Here is a 15413-nt window from a genome sequence, read left to right as displayed (position 1 = left end):
AACCTCTGGGCTCGCCTCAAGGAGTGGCGCGCTGTCGCAACCAGATATGAAAAAACAGCAACGTCGTTCCTCGCGGTCATCCACATCGCTGCCGCAGCAGACTGGATCAAGCCCTAACAGGCCCTAGCGTTTCGCCGTCATTGAGCCATGCCGCTTCAGGCATGAACCCGTCCAGCAGGGCAAGCATCCGATCCGTGCGGTCCACGAACGTATGGAGCATGCCATGCGGATCCGGTCCCTCCCGCTCCCGGCCCTCATAGAGAAACCGTTCGGCACGGCCTGATGATTCCGCAGGCGGCAACCAGACCAGCGTCAGGAAATACTGGCTCTCGAAATGCACGCCCTCATCCTCGAACTGCTCATGACGTTCGAGATCGACCATCTGGCTGGCCGCATCGGGGAAATCGCTGTCGGGATATACTGTCGCGGGCACGCGCTGCGCCTCGACGAACATCGCCCAGCCCGAGCCCAGACGGCGCAGGGCATTGTTCAGCCTGCCAGTGACTCCAACCAGTTCCGCTGGTGTGGCACTGTCCAGATCGGGACCACGAATTTTTGCCGTGCGCTGGAATGAACCGTCCTTGTTCAGGACCACACCCTGTTCCATGAGCGCGGCCCATGGGAGAAAATCCGACAGGAGGGCAGCACGGTTGCGATATTCGCCAAGGGACATCATCGCCCTGCCCTCCCTATGACCGCAGCCAGGCGGGGTAACGGAGATGTCGCCGTCCCACCTCGACGAACTGCGGATCGCGTTTGGCACCCCAGACCGCGAGCCCGTGCCCGACGATCCAGAACACGGCTCCAACCAGCCAGAGCCGCAGCCCCAGCGAGATCGCAGCCCCCAGCGTACCGTTGGCGATCGCCAGCGTACGGGGTGCGCCACCCAGCAGGATCGGATCGGTCAGGGAGCGATGCACCGGGACATGAAAACCCGGCACCGCGTCATCGTCATATCCGGCGGCCATCAGATCAGTGCTCCACCCGAGAAGGAGAAGAACGACAGAAAGAACGAGCTGGCCGCAAAAGCGATGGACAGGCCGAAGACGATCTGGATCAGGCGACGGAAGCCGCCGGATGTTTCGCCAAAGGCCAGGGTCAGGCCGGTCACGGTGATGATGATCACCGACACGATGCGCGCCACCGGTCCCTGCACCGATTCCAGAATCTGGTTGAGCGGTTCCTCCCACGGCATGTCCGACCCGGACGCCAGGGCCGAGGAACACCACACCACGGACAACAGCAGCATGGCGGAAAGGACAGGCGCGTGTCGACGCACGCGGATTATGGCATGGGTCATTGAGGTTCTCCCGGATGCTGGAAGGGATGGATGCGATAGGCGCCTGTGGCGGGATCAAGCCCATCCACCGTGGCGAGTTCGGACAACCGGCGCTGCACGCCCCGTCCGGACAGGACGGCGATCACGTCGATCGTCTCTGCAATCAGCGCGCGGGGCACGGTGACGACGATCTCCTGGATCAGTTGCTCCATGCGGTGCAGGGCACCTATGGCGGTGCCCGCATGCAGCGTGCCGATGCCGCCGGGATGGCCTGTGCCCCATGCCTTGAGCAGATCCAGTGCCTCGGGACCGCGCACCTCACCAATCGGGATACGATCAGGCCGCAGGCGCAGGGCCGAGCGCACCAGTTCGGACAGGGTCACGATGCCGTCGCGCGTACGGAGCGAGACAAGGTTGGGCGCAGCACATTGCAGTTCGCGCGTATCTTCGATCAGCACGACCCGGTCGTCGGTTTTCGCAACCTCGGCCAGCAGGGCGTTGACCAGCGTGGTCTTGCCGGTGGACGTGCCGCCAGCGACCAGGATGTTCTTTCTCTCGGCAACGGCCTGGCGCAGGAAATGTGCTTGCCCCTCAGTCATGATCCCGGCCTCGACATAGTCGTCGAGGGTGAACACCGCGACGGCGGGCTTGCGGATCGCGAAGCACGGAGCCGTCACCACAGGTGGCAGCAGTCCCTCAAACCGCTCACCGGTCGGGAGTTCGGCCGAGACACGCGGCGCACCGTCATGCACCTCGGCTCCGACATGGTGGGCGACCAGACGCACGATGCGCTCGGCATCGGCAGGTGTGATGGTTTCCCCCGTGTCGGACAGCCCCTCGGACAGGCGGTCGATCCAGAGCCGCCCGTCGGGATTGAGCATGACCTCGACCACGGCCGGATCAGCAAGGTGCCCCGCAATCGCTGGTCCCATCGCCGTGCGCAGCATGGAAATCCCACGTTGTCGGGCGCCACTCTCAATCGATGTAACCGCCATGGAAGCCCCCCGTCCATTTGGGTCATCCGGCCTTTCCGGACGACGACGGGGATCATTAGAGAGTGTTGTTTTCTCCCGTTTTCAACAGCATTTTCCTGCGATCGTACAGGATCGTAACGGATGCGGTTTTTACTTGCTGGCTGCGGACATCATGATTCCGATGTGGGAGGTACATCCTCCGGGATCTCATGCCGAAAGAACGGCCCCCGGCTGAGTCGTCGGCCAAGGGCAGCCACGAACGCTTCGTAGCGTTCCGCCCCCTGCGCCCGCGCCGCCGCTGCAGCCGGTTCCGGCAAGGGCGGACTGACCGTCATCCAGTAGCGGATGAACAGCGCCAGCGTCTCAAGGCTGATCCCGAGATCGCGCTCCATACGGGCGACCTGCCGGTCGAGGCGGTCCAGCCTGCGACTCATCGCCGCTTCCCGCCGCTCATCAGCATCGGGCGATAGGAAGGATGCGATGGCCGCTTCCGCCACCAAGGAGAGGGACAGATCGCGCCGCGCCGCATGGGCTGTCAGGGCGTCCAGCAGCTTGGGTTCCAGATAGACCGACAGCCGCGCCTTTTTCGGGGATGTCCTCATTGCGCCCTCACAGCCCGAGATCGTTGCCACGGTCGAGACCAGCCTGCCGGGCAATCCGCGTCAGGTCGGCACGATCCCGCGCTTCCGGATCCGGTGGCAGTTCCTCGCCAAAGAGGTCAGGCGCTGTGGGCTTCCTGTGCTTGCCGATATCCGCTGGGTCATGCTCGCGCGACCATTTCCGTCCCGTGTCGAGGGATTCATCACTATCGGCATCGCCGGGTTTATCCGGTGCCGCCGACGCCCCCGCCTGCTCCGGTGGCGGGGTGACAGGAGACGGACGACCACTCCAGTCATCGGGCCGGACAGGCCGGGGCAATTGCGTGGGATCGGGCGGCGGCAGGACGCGCTCGACGAAGCGGCGATCCCGGAAATACCGCGCTTTCCGTGCGCGGATCGGTGGACACCCCGCCACCATGACGACTTCCTCCCGTGCCGGGATCTGCATGACTTCGCCCACCGTCATCAGGGGCCGCGCACTCTCCTGCCGTGATACCATGAGATGCCCGAGCCAGGGCGACAGCCGGTGCCCGGCATAGTTCTTCTGCGACCGGATTTCGGTGGCCACACCCAGCCCATCGGACACCCGCTTCGCGGTGCGTTCATCGTTCGTGGCGAAACTGACCCTGACGTGACAATTGTCCAGGATGCTGTTGTTCTGGCCGTATGCCTTGTCGATCTGGTTAAGGGATTGCGCGATCAGGAACGCCTTGATCCCGTAGCCCGCCATAAAGGCCAGCGCGCTCTCGAAGAAATCCAGCCGGCCAAGAGCAGGAAACTCGTCGAGCATCAGCAGCAGGCGACGCCGCCCCTCCCGGCCAGACAGATCCTCCGTCAGTCTCCGCCCGATCTGGTTGAGGATCAGGCGGATCAGCGGTTTGGTGCGGCTGATATCCGAAGGCGGGATGACGAAATACAGGGAGACGGGCTGCTCGCCCTCCAGCAGGTCACCGATCCGCCATTCGCAGCGACTGGTCACGGTAGCCACCACCGGATCACGGTAGAGGCCGAGAAACGACATGGCGGTGGACAGCACGCCGGAGCGCTCGTTATCTGATTTGTTGAGCAGCTCCCGCGCCGCCGAGGCCACGACGGGATGCGGTCCCTTCCCGTCCAGATGGTTCGTGCGCATCATGGCCGACAGGGTCGCCTCGATCGACCGCTTGGGGTCGGAGAGAAATTTCGCCACCCCGGCGAGCGTCTTGTCGTCCTCGGCATAGAGCACATGCAGGATCGCACCGACCAGCAGGGCATGGGAGGTTTTCTCCCAGTGATTGCGCCGTTCCAGCGACCCTTCGGGATCGACCAGAATGTCGGCGATGTTCTGCACGTCGCGGACCTCCGACGCCCCGCGTCGGACCTCCAGCAGCGGATTGTAGGCCGAGGACGCCGGATTGGTGGGATCGAACAGCAGCACCCGCCCGAAGCGATTCCGGAAACCGGTCGTAATCTGCCAGTTCTCGCCCTTGATGTCATGGATGATGGCCGAACCCGGCCAGGTCAGGAGCGTGGGGATCACCATCCCCACACCCTTGCCGGTGCGCGTCGGCGCGAAGGTCAGGACGTGCTCGGGACCGTCATGTCGGAGATAGGCCCGGCGGTATTTGCCCAGCACCACGCCATCCTCGCCCAGCAGTCCGGCCGCGCGGATTTCCGCGTCCTCGGCCCAGCGGGCGGAGCCATAGGTCGCGGCCCGCTTTGCCTCACGGGCGCGGTGGACGGACAGCGCCACGGCCGCTGCAAAAGCCAGCACCCCGCCGGAACCCGCGATCCAGGCGCCGCGCGCGAAGACCGCCGGCACGTAGGCGTCGAACTCATACCACCACCAGAAAAAAAGCGGCGGAGCGTAGACCGGCCAACGATGCAGAACCGTGAACCACGGTTGACCGAGTTCCGGTTGGAACGCCAGTTCCCAGGCCGTCCATTGAGTGGCCGTCCACCAGGACAGCACGATCATGGACAGGACCACGAGCGCCTGTCCCCACTGGATACGTGTTCCCGGCTGGTCCATCGATCCCTCCCCTTGTCATGGGAGACAGCGAAGAACCGGGATTTTCCGAGAAGCAAGCGTCCTGTGTCACCTGTCGTACCAGTGCGTACAGGAGCGAAAAAATACTTGCACGTTGCGGACTACAGCCAAACCCGCACATCATGCGCAGAATAACCCCGGAAGGAGTCGAGCCATGACCGGATCATCGCCCCTCTTCCCCCCGTCTGACGATACCGTCGATCAGCAATGCACGGAGGAACAGCGGAAGCTCGACCATGTGATTGATGCGGTGAACGCATTGCACACAGGGCACGGCTTCCTGAGCGATGAATTTCCAACGCTTTGAACTGCCCGCCATAGTCACTCTGGCCAAGGCGCTTGACGGGCAATATAAAGAAAAAGGCCCGCCTTTCGGCGGGCCTTAATATATCCTTGGACGATGAGGGGGGGCATAAGCCCGCGTTCTCAAAGCCGCTGCGTTCTTATATCGTGGCTCTGATGCCACCGTCAATATCGTGCCTACAGGAACTCCTCATTGCCTTTCTCCCCGGCCGAGATACAGGATCTGCCCGTCGTCATTTCCGCACCACGCTTTGCAACATACCTGCAAGCCATGGGCAACGACCGGGAAAAGGCTCTCGCACTTTATGAGTGGAATCTCGACGTTTCATCGGCGCTGATCATCCCGCTTCAGGTCTGCGAGGTTGCTGTCCGCAATGGCATCGCTGAAGCGATTGAGCACGTCCATGGTGCCAACTGGCCATGGAACAATGGCTTCATCCGAAGCCTGCCTCGCCCGAAAGGTCGGGCGCGATATAACCCGGCGATCGATCTTCAGTCTCGCGCCTCGACGCTGCCCACAACCGGCAAGATCATAGCTGAATTAAAGTTTGCATTCTGGGAGAATATTTTCACTGCCGGTCAGGACAGCCGCATCTGGAACACGCATTTGCGTACCTGTTTCCCCGGAGCACCATCAGGACCAACGATCTCGCAATTGCGGGCAGCAGCCTACGCGGACCTCCAGATCATTCGACGTCTGAGGAACCGGATCGCGCATCACGAACCAATCTTCACTCGGAATATCGCCGATGATTATCAACGGATCCATGACATGATCGCATGGCGCAGTCAGGTGGCTGCCGCCTGGATGGATCGAAAGCAGACTGTTCTCACCCTGCTCACGATGAAGCCATGACCGGCAAGTTCTCTCCGTTTGTTATCAAAGCTTTGGTCGATACGATCACGGGTGGTGCTGGAAACGATAATACACCACCAATTGGTATCTATCGCTCAGGCCCCAAAATCGAGCAGTTCTTTCTCAACTGTGGCCTCGATATGCGTATCGGCGCGAGTTCGCGCGTCCCGGCCACAACTGACTTCATCCGCAAGGTCGCTAACCACCCTGATGGTAATGCTGAGGTCTATCTCACCCGGATTATCGAACAGGTCTGTGACCCCCGCACCTATCTGGAGCACCCTGACAGAGCGACCGCTGTACGCGAGCATCTCAACAAGGCTCTTGGAGCCGACCAGCTGGCCGTCGTTATCGTCGGCGGGAAGGCTGTTCTGACAGAGCGTCAGGGAGCCGGTGGAATTGTCGAACCATTTATCAAGAAAGTGGCCACGCTGGATTTCGACACGGTTCAGATGGAAATCGCACGGGCTCTCCCAAATCTGGAAAGCGATCCAGAAGATGCGGTGACAGCGGCCTGTTCCCTGATTGAGGCAGTATGCCGTTCGATCCTCGTGGAACTTGCCCTGCCACTGCCGCCTAAAAAGGATATCGATGGGCTGATCCGCGCTGTGCAGATACCCCTTGGCCTGTCTCCAGGGCGTACAGATTTTCCATCGGAAATAGAAGCGGACATCCGTCAGACGCTCAGTGGTCTCACTTCCGTTGCCAAAGGCATTGGCGCATTACGAACGCACGGTGGAGATGCGCATGGTCGCGAAAAAGGTTTCCGGCGCATTGACGCGCGGATTGCTCGGCTTGCCATCAATGCGGCGAGTTCGTTGGCACTGTTCCTGATCGAAACCTGGGAACGCCAGGAACATCGTGCCCTGCCCCAACATGCTGAGCAAATCTGAAGATCAGTCATCCGATTTGCCCATCACAATCCGAGTCCTCGCTTGCGCGCGAACGACCAGTCAATCCCCCCATCGCCGCGCATGATTCCCGACACCTCCCGCCCTCGCTGTTTTTCCAGCGACGGCGACCACGGCACCAGCTCGAAGCCCAGCCCGTCGTCGATCATGGCGAACCGGCCCGACGCCAGGTTGAGACGCTGACGATAGGTGCCGGCAACGGGATTGCCCTCGTCACTCCGCCGGAAGGGGATTCCCGACTTCCCGGCGAGGTTCCGGCCCAGCGCGTCCAGTTCCCGCTGACGCAGGGTGCCGATCAGGTTCCGCGCATAACGGATGCTCCCGCCGTCGCGGCTGGCCAGCCCCTGCTTCACCAGATGATCCGCCCGCTTTTCCATGGCTTCTTTGGCCTCGGCGCCGAACCCGGTGGACGCCAGAGCAGGAGGCTCCCGAGCGATGGCCTGCCGGTCGAGCCAGGTCGCGCCCTCCGCCGTCACCTGCCGTTCCAGCGTGACGTCCGAGCGCACGGCCAGCGCGACACGGTCACGTCCCTGTTTGTCGGTGAAACGCCGCAATTCCACGATCGAACCGACCGATCCATCGCCAGCGGCTTCGAGGTGCGGCAGGCGGACATGGTGCGTGCGTCCGTCAATCCCGTCGATGACCGCATAAGCCGTGCCGCGCAGTTCATCATCCAGACCACGATCGACCAGCCGACCGATAACGGGATCGGTGGTATCCTCGGCGGCCATTACCCAGGATGACGCGGCACGGTCGATCTTCTGCTCCGCCAGCCCCCGGTGGATCCGTTTGATGATGTCGTTGCGCTCGCTGATCTCCCGCAGGGTCGCCTCCGCGCTCTCGTCCATCCGCCAGCGATCCGGCCCGACCTGGTGCGCCAGCCCCATGGTTTCCAGACGGCGCAGGCGCCCCAGCTTCACGGTGGCGAAGGCGTCCGGCGTTTCGCCCGGCGCGCGCCCAAGATCGATGACACCATCCTCTCCCGCGTCCCTCTGAAGCTGGCGGTCCAATTGAGTCCAGCGGTCGGCGTTCACCTGCCGCTCGACCGCCTGATGGATATCATGATCGGTGCGTGGTCCGAGTTCCAGCGTCACCAGATCCTGAGCACGGGCACGCATGCCTTCGCGGATATAATCGCGCGCGATCACCAGGTCGGTGCCATCTTCCGCGACGCCCCGGACGATAACGTGCAAATGGGGGTGCGCGGTGTTCCAGTGATCGACGGCGACCCAGTCGAGTTTCGTGCCGAGATCAGATTCTATCTGCCCCATCAGATCCCGTGCGAAAGCCCGCAGGTCCGACATCTCCGGCGCATCCTCGGGAGAGACGATAAAGCGGAAATGGTGACGGTCCCCATCGCAGCGTTCTGCGAAGTCCGAGGCACGGATATCGTCGCTGTCCTTGCCGAACAGGCGCGCATCCTCGCCGTCCCGCGTCACGCCCTCCCGGCGGAGATAGCGAAGGTGTGCTGCCAGCGGTGTGGCGCGCGGCGCATGCCTCACGACGCGGGCCTTGATGACGACGCCGCGTGAGCGGCTGGTCAGCAGGCGATTGGCGGCATGGGCGGCTGCCCTGCCGCGCCCGAAACTGGAGCGACGCCCGGCACTGATTTTTCCCGCGCGGGAAACCCTGCCACCGGCCCGCTGCACGGACGCCAGCACCTGCGTCACGAAAGGCCGCGCCTGCCGGGCGCGGGTGGAGCGGATGCGCCCCGGTCGAACCCGGAATTCCTCATCCCTGTTCATAAAAAATGCCCTACACCGCGCGAAAGATCGCGTCGGATCAAAGAGATGACACCTCAACGCGAGGTGCGGAAAATCCACGCACCTCGCAACGAGACCTAAAAAACCCCGGAAAACAGCCAACCCGACCGAGCCGCGATGTGCGGCCTTTTATCCAGCCCTCACTTTTTCTGTCCTTTTCCGGGGTTTTCGTGATTCACTTCCCCTGCGCCAAACCCACTCCCGGCGCGCTACGGACATGACCTGCGAAGAGCGTGGACGGAGTAAAAATCGTCTGCCCGGATCGTCTTAAAAAAATGCCCTGAGATGACGATGAAAGCGCACTTTCGCTGCCGGAAATGAAGAGCGACGCGGAAGTCCAGCCACCCGCCGGAGCAATGGAAAGCGGGATGGAGAAATGCGCGCTGAACGACGGGTCATCGATCAGCCGGGCGACAGATGCGACATAGGAAACCGTCTCGGCAGGCAATGGCCGACCAGTCGCCAGATGATCGTCATAGCGACCGGGACCGGCATTATAAGCGGCGAGAAACCCTGCATCGCCGTAGCGATCATGCAGCCATCGCAGATAGGCTGCCCCGGCCGCGATGTTGTCATGTGGATCGAAGGGATCATCCCCCAGATTGAGCGTGCGGCGGACGTCCCTCCACGTGCCGGGCATAAGCTGCATCAGACCCATCGCACCGGCGCCGGAGACCGCGTGCCGATCGCCAGCACTTTCGGCACGGAGGACTGCCCGCACCCACGCTGGCGGGATCGCGTTCCGTTCCGCCGCCTGACGCACCAGATCGTCGAAATCCTGCGCGTGGGCGATGGTCGGCGAGAGCGTTAGCGCGAGCACGGCCAGCACGCCGGCGGACATAAAAAACCGGGCGCTCATTCCCGGCCTCCTGGGCGTTTTGCAGGCCGGTTCCAGACCAGTTGCCACTCGCGGCCACCACGTCCGGCCTGGAACAGTGTGGCGCGGATCGGCTGCATGAAAGTGGGATCGTCCAGGAGCACAGAAACATACTCGCCGGCACGTTCCCCGGTGCGTTTCCATCCCGCGCCCAGCTCGGGGCCAGTATCCCCGTCACCCAGGTGAATACGATAATCCGGAGCATGCTCCGCGCCATTGTTTTCCGCTGGTACGAAGGTCAGTTCAGCATCCAGCGATAGGGTGCGCACGCGTCCGGCAAAACCATCAGCGGTGCGGGTGAAAAATCCGATCTGGCTCATGGGAAAAATCCTTTCAGACAGAGTGGGAATGACGGAAAATCCGACGACCACGTCACCGTCATTGGATGGGCGGTTCGCTCTCTTTCGCGGGCAGCATGGGCGGAGCCAGAAGCAGTCCCTTCCGCGCGGGATCATCCGGTTCCGGGAGGGGATCGAAATGCGGCGGCGGCTCCGCCTCTCCCGTCCTGACATGCACCGGCACGGCGCGTCCGATGACGGTGTCCATCGGCAGGACACCGAAATACCGCCCGTCCAGACTGGTTGGCACGGCAGCGTTCATGACGAAGACCTGCCCCGGCCCGAGACGTTGACAGCCCTGCCAGACCGGCAGGACCCGGCCCCGATGGTCGATGGGTTTCGCATCACCGACGGCCTTTCCGTCGATGGTGACATGCGCGCCGTTACGGCAGACACTCTGCCCCGCCAGTGCTGCCACAGGCTTTAGCAGCGGCACGCCGAAAGGCAGGTAGCCGCGTGTCGCCAGCAGCGTCGCCTCGCGCTCCGGCAGGCGGATGGCGACGATGTCACCTACGCGCACCGGGACCGTGGGCTGAATGCGATACAGCCCGACCGGAACACTCGCCGTTTCGTTCCAGACCCAGCGTGGCGCGGGATGAAATGCCAGCGAGGCACCGACGCCGAGCACGGCGAAATACGTGGTAAAAAACCAGCCGCGCCGGGTCATGACGCCGCCCTCCGGCGCAGCCACGCCTCGTGGCGCTCTGACGTGTAGGGACGCGGCTCCTGCGCCGCCGTGAGCCGGTGATGCAGATGCCGCCAGTGATCGGGACAGGCGGCGACAGGATCGATCCCCAACGCCTCCACGCCGTCGATAGCCTCCAGCACCCGGCGCACTTTTGGCCAGCCGCTCTGGCGCAGCAGGCTCTCGCCGCCGGGACGAACAAAGGGCACGGTCTGGCATGCTTCCTGCGCCCCGACGGCGCGCACGATGTCGATGCAGGACACCACAGTGCCGAAATCGTTCGCGGCCCAGCGGATGAAAGCGAACACGCTGTCCGGCGTGAAGCTCATCAGCCTGCGCCGACGGTCGAGAATGAGATCCTCTATGGGATGACCGAACCGGACCCAGTGCTCGATGCGCTTCTCGATCCAGGTCAGTTCGACCGTGGTGAGCACATCGCCCCGTAGCCGGAAAGAACAGTCGGTCATGGGACACCGACCATGCGATCCGCGACCGCTTCCCGAGCCTCTTTTTCCCGTCTCACCGGGGCTATCGGGAAGGTGTCCGAAAGGCCGGAATCCCCTACATAATAAGTTATTATATAAGTTATATAAGTTAAGAGGCCGATTCCGCCTTCAAAACCAATGGGTTGCGCCGTTTTTCGCCAATGGTCCGACGATGAATCCGCCAACGGTCCCACGATATGATGCGCCGCCGGTCCGACGACAGGTTTCACATCGTTATCCACAGTCCCAGTGGATTGACTCGTTGGAGCGGCGCATAAAACTCCCAGTTTTCCGCCAGAAATGACACGAAACGTGTAACCTGGAACCGTGCGGGCGAGGGCTATGGCACGGATTTTGGCGGCGAAGTCGCGACGCCGGGTCAGGCTGCCCGAGCGCGCATGCAGGTCCGCCAGATCGAAGCACCATCCCTCCTTCTGTCGCCCGGCATGGCGTCGCGCCAGGCGGTAAAGCCACCGCTCCAATCCCCCGCCAAGACGGAAATAGGCAGGGTCGACGCTCAGGACGCGGGAACGGTCGCAGGCGGCCTCCATCAGCCAGTCCGCCAGCGTCAGGGCCACCCCATCCTCACGGGAAATCCGGACGTCACTGATCCAGGTAAACGGCTTCTCCCGCCAGTCCGCGCCATTGCGGATGTTGGTAGCGACGGTCGTGGCCGCCAGACGCCCGAGCGCGCCGTGCAGGCGCCGATACTCGTTCGCCCCCGTCGCCCAGCCCAGATCCTGGAACAGACGCCAGGGCGTGAAGCGCACATGGCGCGATACCCACAGGTCGTGGTTCAGGGCATCGACGATCTGTCCGGTCAGCCACAGCAGCACGTCCGCATCCCAGATCGTGGCCATGCCCGATCCGTCCGGTGCCGACACCGTCACACTGGCATGCCGCGCCTCGTAATCGACGGGGATGACACGCGGCGTTTTCCCCAACGGGAAGAACGGGCGGCCCATTAGATCGCGGACGTCGCGGGGCCTTGCCGCCCCCGTGACCACGAAGCGGCGGTCGGGCTGACGCCAGCTATCGGCGGCTGGCATCATCGTCCGGCACTCCGCTGCGCCTTGCGAGCCCTGGCCTGCAAGCGGATGATATAGGCGCGGGGATCGGCCGGCATGGGAATGCCGCCACCATCCCCGGTGGACAGCCGGACGTTTAGATCGGCCCAGGCGCAGAGATCTTCCACGGCATAGACGATCCGGCCGCCAAGCTGGCGGTAGAGGGGACCGGTGCCGCAACTCCGGTGTTTTTCGAGGGTGCGGATGGACAGGCCAACGAAATTGGCCGCGTCCGGGGTGCGCAGATAGCGCGGTGGCAGAGTCGGCTGGACACGCATGGGGTCTTCCTCCCGGTGGATCGGGCCGCGTGCGGAATGTCGCGGCTCATGGGAGGACGCTGCCGGAGAATGAGCTGTGGGGAGGGATGACAAAGTTCAGGCCGCCAGACTGTCACCCCCCTGCTTCAGCCCCTGAAGGAGGGCGATGTGGCCGCCGTTCAGATAGAAGTCGGCACCGTCGAGGTCGCGGTAGAAAGCCCGGTGCCATGAGCTGGCACGCCACTCATTGCGGGACAGGTGCAGGATGCGCTCGCCGTAGATGCCGGCTGCGATCCGGCGCGCTGTCACCCCCGTGCGCCGGCCTTCGGCGATGCAGAGCATGCGGATCTGGCGCAGTTTCTGCTGGGGACTCAGGCGCAAGCTGGAAGGAAGAGGACCGGGCGCCTGGCTGGCAAGCAGGCGGCCGAAGCGTGCAACGCAGGCCAGACGGGTCGGGAGGTGCCCGTCATCGATGACGAACCAGGTTCCTGACGCATCGGGCTGCCGATCGACGACTATGACAAGGCGCAGCGGACCCGCCGCACTGTCCAGCACGAGATGGATGCCATCGGGACCATCATGTCGTGCCCGCTCGTATGGCGTGAGACGGGACAGGATGTCACCCCCATCGCCACGCACGGCAACCTCCGGCGCGATGTCCGGATCCCAGAATGCGGGGGCAAGCCAGGCGGGGAGATCAGGATCGACAGGGAAAACGCAACCCCCAGCGACGAGCAAAAGCGCGCCATGCCTCGGCGTCAACCTTGCCCATCGTCATGGTTGCTGCATGATCGCGCCGGTAGGCCGGATTGTGTCGCAGCCATTCCTGGGCGAGACCGGCAGAGTCGAGCCCGGCGTAGGCGCGACGAAGGGGTGCGGCATCCCACGGCCGGATTGTCGGCACGTCCCCCTCCCCCGATATGTCATGGATTCGACCCAGTATCCGGTGCGGAACCGGAACGGATAGTCCCGAAGACTCAGGGAGGTGATCCCAAACATATCCGGCAAGGTCCGGGTAGTTTCGATATTGAGGGGTAATTCACGCCAGATGGGCCGGAAACTTCGGTTTCCGCGACATCACGTGATGCCCATAGCGCATCACGGGAGAAGGCGTTTGACGTCCGTGTATTATAATACGTAGCGCGATAATACACAAATCGTTCCTATCCTGCGGATGGACATCCGAGGACTTTTCGGCGCGAACGTGAGGCGCCTGCGGCGCGCCGCCGGTCTCAGCCAGGAGGCCCTGGCGGAACGGATGGGCGTGGACCGCGCCTATATCAGTTGGATCGAGACCGGGCGCCAGAACGCGACGCTGCTTTCGCTGTGGCATGCGTCGCAGGCACTGGACGTGCGGCCGGCCGCGCTACTGGACGAAAGTCACTTCCCGACGGACGATCAGAAATAGGCTTCCTCACCCTGCCGTATCCGCCCTCAATGGGGCGGTGGCGGCCTGTGTGATTCGATACGGGTCTGTTGTGCAAGCGCCTCTTTGAGTTCGCGCTCGATCTGTCGGCGCTCGCGTTTGCTGAGATGAAAGCTGGTCAGTTCGGCGCGCAGCATCTGGATATGGTCGTGTAGCGTGGTCATCGTCCTGTTCCTTTCGTTTCTCGAAGACAGGACGGACGGCTCATGCCGGGGCGGACCGGGTCAGGGATCGCCGCAGGCGACCGGCTCGCCGGCGCGTGGGGGAGCCGATTTTGCTCGGCGTGCCCGGCACGGGTGCGCCGGGCAAAATTGGGGGGACCACGCGTCCTTGACGCGGTGCGCCCTCGCGCATGGTACAATGGGAAGGCTGAGGGAAAGCCTCGTGTTCCTCCTGCGTCTCACGTCGGGCGACCAGCGCTGTCGCCCGCGCCCCGGAAGAGCACCCGGAAAAAAGACCCAGAAGGCCCCGCCCGGAGAGACCGGGCGGGGTTGGGTGTGGGAGGTTCAGTCCCCGTTCCGGCTGCGGGGCCGGGTCCAGATCAGGGAGTAACCCTCGCCGTCCTCGTCGGTGAACAGGTTGGCGAAGATCGGGGCGGCGAAGGAAGGATCATCCAGCTTCAGGCTCAGATAGGTGCGCCCTTCGCTGGAGCGGCGGGTCCAGGCCGCACCGAGTTCAATCCTGCCCAGATAGACGCGGTAGTTGGGGGCGTTGTCGTTGGGACGGTTGGTTTCGGCCACCAGGCGGACGTTGCGGGCCTGCAGGGCCAGGGTGACGATTTCGCCTTCGAAGCCTTCGCCCACCTTCTTGAAGGAACCGATGTTAGCCATTGTCGTATCTCCATGCTGTTATCGGGCCGCAACCACCGTGGCCTCGATGGCGATCGACCAGCCGGAGGCGAGCGGCAGAGCACCCTTCAGGGCCGCAGCGCAGCGGAGGACGGCAGGGCCGGAACTTTCTTGTCTCGCGAGGAATGACGGCGCAGCCGTCAGGGGAAGAAAGTTCTGGAACGCCGTTGCGGCCAGCCGATCGAGGCGCAGCCGGTCTTCGGCTAGATCAGCCATCCGACAGAGGCCATGGTGTGCGGACCCGACAGCCCCCCGGAGATGCGATGCCGGCATGACCGGTCCGTCAGGTGGGGGACGATGCGATCTGGCGCGAGACTGTCACGCTGCCACTGTTGTAAACTGGCCCCGTCCAGTGGTCGTTTTTGCCGTCCCCGATGTTACGCCGCCTTTTCACCCGCTCATGGGCAGGGTCGCCCGTGCAGTGCGACAGGCCCCCGCTCCCGGCACAGGCGCATCCTTTCAAAGCGGGCCGGATGATCCCTCGTTCGCTGCCTGCCGTCCCGGCCCTTTCACCGATGGGGTTGGCGCGGGCTTTTCATCCCAATGGACCGTCCCCGCAGACGCACGGGGCTGCCATCGAACTCCGTCCCGCCGGTTCTCCGGGTGGGGCCTTCCGGATGACGGGCGAACGTGCTTCCCGCCATCAGGTGCGCAGCGTCTGGGGAGCCCGACGTCATTGCGGCCCAGGCATCTGGCAGCAGATGTCAGGCCGCCTT

Annotated in this window: 22 protein-coding genes and 1 pseudogene; 5 read left to right on the top strand and 18 right to left on the bottom strand. The window is 63.4% G+C overall.

The features are described 5' to 3' along the window. Positions 1 to 117, top strand: a 117-nt coding sequence (locus tag HNW77_RS09950; protein WP_018308590.1) for a transposase, incomplete at its 5' end; no start/stop codon positions are given. Positions 118 to 124: 7 nt separating this feature from the next. Here the strand turns inward: HNW77_RS09950 and HNW77_RS09945 are convergent. The 6 genes and pseudogenes from HNW77_RS09945 to HNW77_RS09920 form a co-directional block, all read right to left on the bottom strand. Further along, a pseudogene (locus HNW77_RS09945) lies at positions 125 to 676 on the bottom strand (conjugal transfer protein TrbE); the annotation flags it as partial. Between the two features lie 13 nt (positions 677 to 689). Then, a complete protein-coding gene (locus HNW77_RS09940; RefSeq protein WP_007396829.1) occupies positions 690 to 968 on the bottom strand; it encodes a VirB3 family type IV secretion system protein in 279 nt (92 codons plus the stop codon). Next, positions 968 to 1300 (bottom strand): TrbC/VirB2 family protein, encoded by a 333-nt coding sequence (locus HNW77_RS09935; RefSeq protein WP_039998461.1) that lies wholly within the window; start codon positions 1298 to 1300, stop codon positions 968 to 970. The genes HNW77_RS09940 and HNW77_RS09935 overlap by 1 nt, the downstream gene beginning before the upstream one ends. Further along, positions 1297 to 2274, bottom strand: a complete 978-nt coding sequence (gene trbB, locus HNW77_RS09930; protein ID WP_007396831.1) for a P-type conjugative transfer ATPase TrbB — start codon at positions 2272 to 2274, stop codon at positions 1297 to 1299. Before trbB ends, HNW77_RS09935 begins: the two co-directional genes overlap by 4 nt. 149 nt (positions 2275 to 2423) lie before the next feature. Then, the gene (locus tag HNW77_RS09925; protein WP_007396833.1) at positions 2424 to 2855 is read right to left on the bottom strand and encodes a ribbon-helix-helix protein, CopG family; all 432 of its coding nucleotides are present in this window, start codon (positions 2853 to 2855) and stop codon (positions 2424 to 2426) included. 7 nt (positions 2856 to 2862) lie between these two features. Then, the gene (locus tag HNW77_RS09920) at positions 2863 to 4863 is read right to left on the bottom strand and encodes a conjugal transfer protein TraG (RefSeq protein WP_172157285.1); all 2001 of its coding nucleotides are present in this window, start codon (positions 4861 to 4863) and stop codon (positions 2863 to 2865) included. Between the two features lie 172 nt (positions 4864 to 5035). On the opposite strand from HNW77_RS09920, the gene HNW77_RS09915 reads away from it, so the two are divergent. The 3 genes from HNW77_RS09915 to HNW77_RS09905 all read left to right on the top strand — a co-directional run bounded on the left by HNW77_RS09915 (position 5036) and on the right by HNW77_RS09905 (position 6933). Further along, on the top strand, positions 5036 to 5188 hold the full coding sequence (locus tag HNW77_RS09915; protein ID WP_007396835.1) for a hypothetical protein: 153 nt from the start codon (positions 5036 to 5038) through the stop codon (positions 5186 to 5188). Positions 5189 to 5377: 189 nt separating this feature from the next. Next, positions 5378 to 6040 carry a hypothetical protein gene (locus HNW77_RS17735; RefSeq protein WP_159263348.1) on the top strand — a complete coding sequence of 221 codons (663 nt, stop codon included), beginning with the start codon at positions 5378 to 5380 and terminating at the stop codon, positions 6038 to 6040. Next, a complete protein-coding gene (locus HNW77_RS09905; RefSeq protein ID WP_159263350.1) occupies positions 6037 to 6933 on the top strand; it encodes an abortive infection family protein in 897 nt (298 codons plus the stop codon). Before HNW77_RS17735 ends, HNW77_RS09905 begins: the two co-directional genes overlap by 4 nt. Positions 6934 to 6956: 23 nt before the next feature. Here HNW77_RS09905 and HNW77_RS09900 read toward each other — a convergent pair whose 3' ends face one another. From HNW77_RS09900 to HNW77_RS17730, 9 genes are all read right to left on the bottom strand, one after another. Continuing rightward, complete coding sequence (locus HNW77_RS09900; protein ID WP_039998463.1) at positions 6957 to 8696, bottom strand: relaxase/mobilization nuclease domain-containing protein; 1740 nt, start codon at positions 8694 to 8696, stop codon at positions 6957 to 6959. A gap of 193 nt (positions 8697 to 8889) precedes the next feature. Continuing rightward, positions 8890 to 9573: a lytic transglycosylase domain-containing protein gene (locus HNW77_RS09895; protein WP_025811796.1), complete on the bottom strand. Its 684-nt coding sequence runs from the start codon at positions 9571 to 9573 to the stop codon at positions 8890 to 8892. Beyond that, a complete protein-coding gene (locus HNW77_RS09890) occupies positions 9570 to 9911 on the bottom strand; it encodes a DUF736 domain-containing protein (RefSeq protein WP_007396840.1) in 342 nt (113 codons plus the stop codon). Before HNW77_RS09890 ends, HNW77_RS09895 begins: the two co-directional genes overlap by 4 nt. 58 nt (positions 9912 to 9969) lie before the next feature. Next, on the bottom strand, positions 9970 to 10596 hold the full coding sequence (locus HNW77_RS09885) for a S26 family signal peptidase (RefSeq protein ID WP_039998471.1): 627 nt from the start codon (positions 10594 to 10596) through the stop codon (positions 9970 to 9972). Then, positions 10593 to 11081 carry a DUF2840 domain-containing protein gene (locus tag HNW77_RS09880; protein ID WP_025811800.1) on the bottom strand — a complete coding sequence of 163 codons (489 nt, stop codon included), beginning with the start codon at positions 11079 to 11081 and terminating at the stop codon, positions 10593 to 10595. The genes HNW77_RS09885 and HNW77_RS09880 overlap by 4 nt, the downstream gene beginning before the upstream one ends. After that, positions 11078 to 12151, bottom strand: coding sequence for a replication initiator protein A (locus HNW77_RS09875; RefSeq protein WP_007396843.1), 1074 nt, complete (start codon positions 12149 to 12151; stop codon positions 11078 to 11080). The genes HNW77_RS09880 and HNW77_RS09875 overlap by 4 nt, the downstream gene beginning before the upstream one ends. Next, positions 12148 to 12444, bottom strand: coding sequence for a helix-turn-helix transcriptional regulator (locus HNW77_RS09870; protein ID WP_007396844.1), 297 nt, complete (start codon positions 12442 to 12444; stop codon positions 12148 to 12150). Before HNW77_RS09870 ends, HNW77_RS09875 begins: the two co-directional genes overlap by 4 nt. Positions 12445 to 12540: 96 nt before the next feature. After that, positions 12541 to 13062 carry a DNA -binding domain-containing protein gene (locus tag HNW77_RS09865; RefSeq protein WP_240906421.1) on the bottom strand — a complete coding sequence of 174 codons (522 nt, stop codon included), beginning with the start codon at positions 13060 to 13062 and terminating at the stop codon, positions 12541 to 12543. Between the two features lie 58 nt (positions 13063 to 13120). Further along, complete coding sequence (locus HNW77_RS17730; RefSeq protein ID WP_007396847.1) at positions 13121 to 13327, bottom strand: transcriptional regulator domain-containing protein; 207 nt, start codon at positions 13325 to 13327, stop codon at positions 13121 to 13123. 270 nt (positions 13328 to 13597) lie between these two features. Here HNW77_RS17730 and HNW77_RS09860 point away from each other — a divergent pair, with 270 nt between their 5' ends. Further along, entirely contained in the window at positions 13598 to 13831 is a 234-nt protein-coding gene (locus HNW77_RS09860; RefSeq protein ID WP_015074649.1) for a helix-turn-helix domain-containing protein, read from the top strand. Between the two features lie 26 nt (positions 13832 to 13857). Here the strand turns inward: HNW77_RS09860 and HNW77_RS09855 are convergent, their stop codons facing one another. The 3 genes from HNW77_RS09855 to HNW77_RS09845 form a co-directional block, all read right to left on the bottom strand. After that, positions 13858 to 14013, bottom strand: a complete 156-nt coding sequence (locus tag HNW77_RS09855; protein WP_007396849.1) for a hypothetical protein — start codon at positions 14011 to 14013, stop codon at positions 13858 to 13860. A 342-nt stretch (positions 14014 to 14355) separates the two neighbouring features. Continuing rightward, positions 14356 to 14679: a DUF736 domain-containing protein gene (locus tag HNW77_RS09850; protein WP_007396851.1), complete on the bottom strand. Its 324-nt coding sequence runs from the start codon at positions 14677 to 14679 to the stop codon at positions 14356 to 14358. A gap of 18 nt (positions 14680 to 14697) precedes the next feature. Continuing rightward, positions 14698 to 14913 (bottom strand): hypothetical protein, encoded by a 216-nt coding sequence (locus HNW77_RS09845; protein ID WP_003618604.1) that lies wholly within the window; start codon positions 14911 to 14913, stop codon positions 14698 to 14700. Between the last annotated feature and the right edge of the window lie 500 nt (positions 14914 to 15413).

Origin of the sequence: Komagataeibacter melomenusus (genome assembly GCF_013155395.1) — a bacterium.
Taxonomy (GTDB): domain Bacteria; phylum Pseudomonadota; class Alphaproteobacteria; order Acetobacterales; family Acetobacteraceae; genus Komagataeibacter; species Komagataeibacter melomenusus.
Note: the sequence above shows the minus strand (reverse complement) of the source record. Positions and strands in the feature narration are given on the sequence as shown.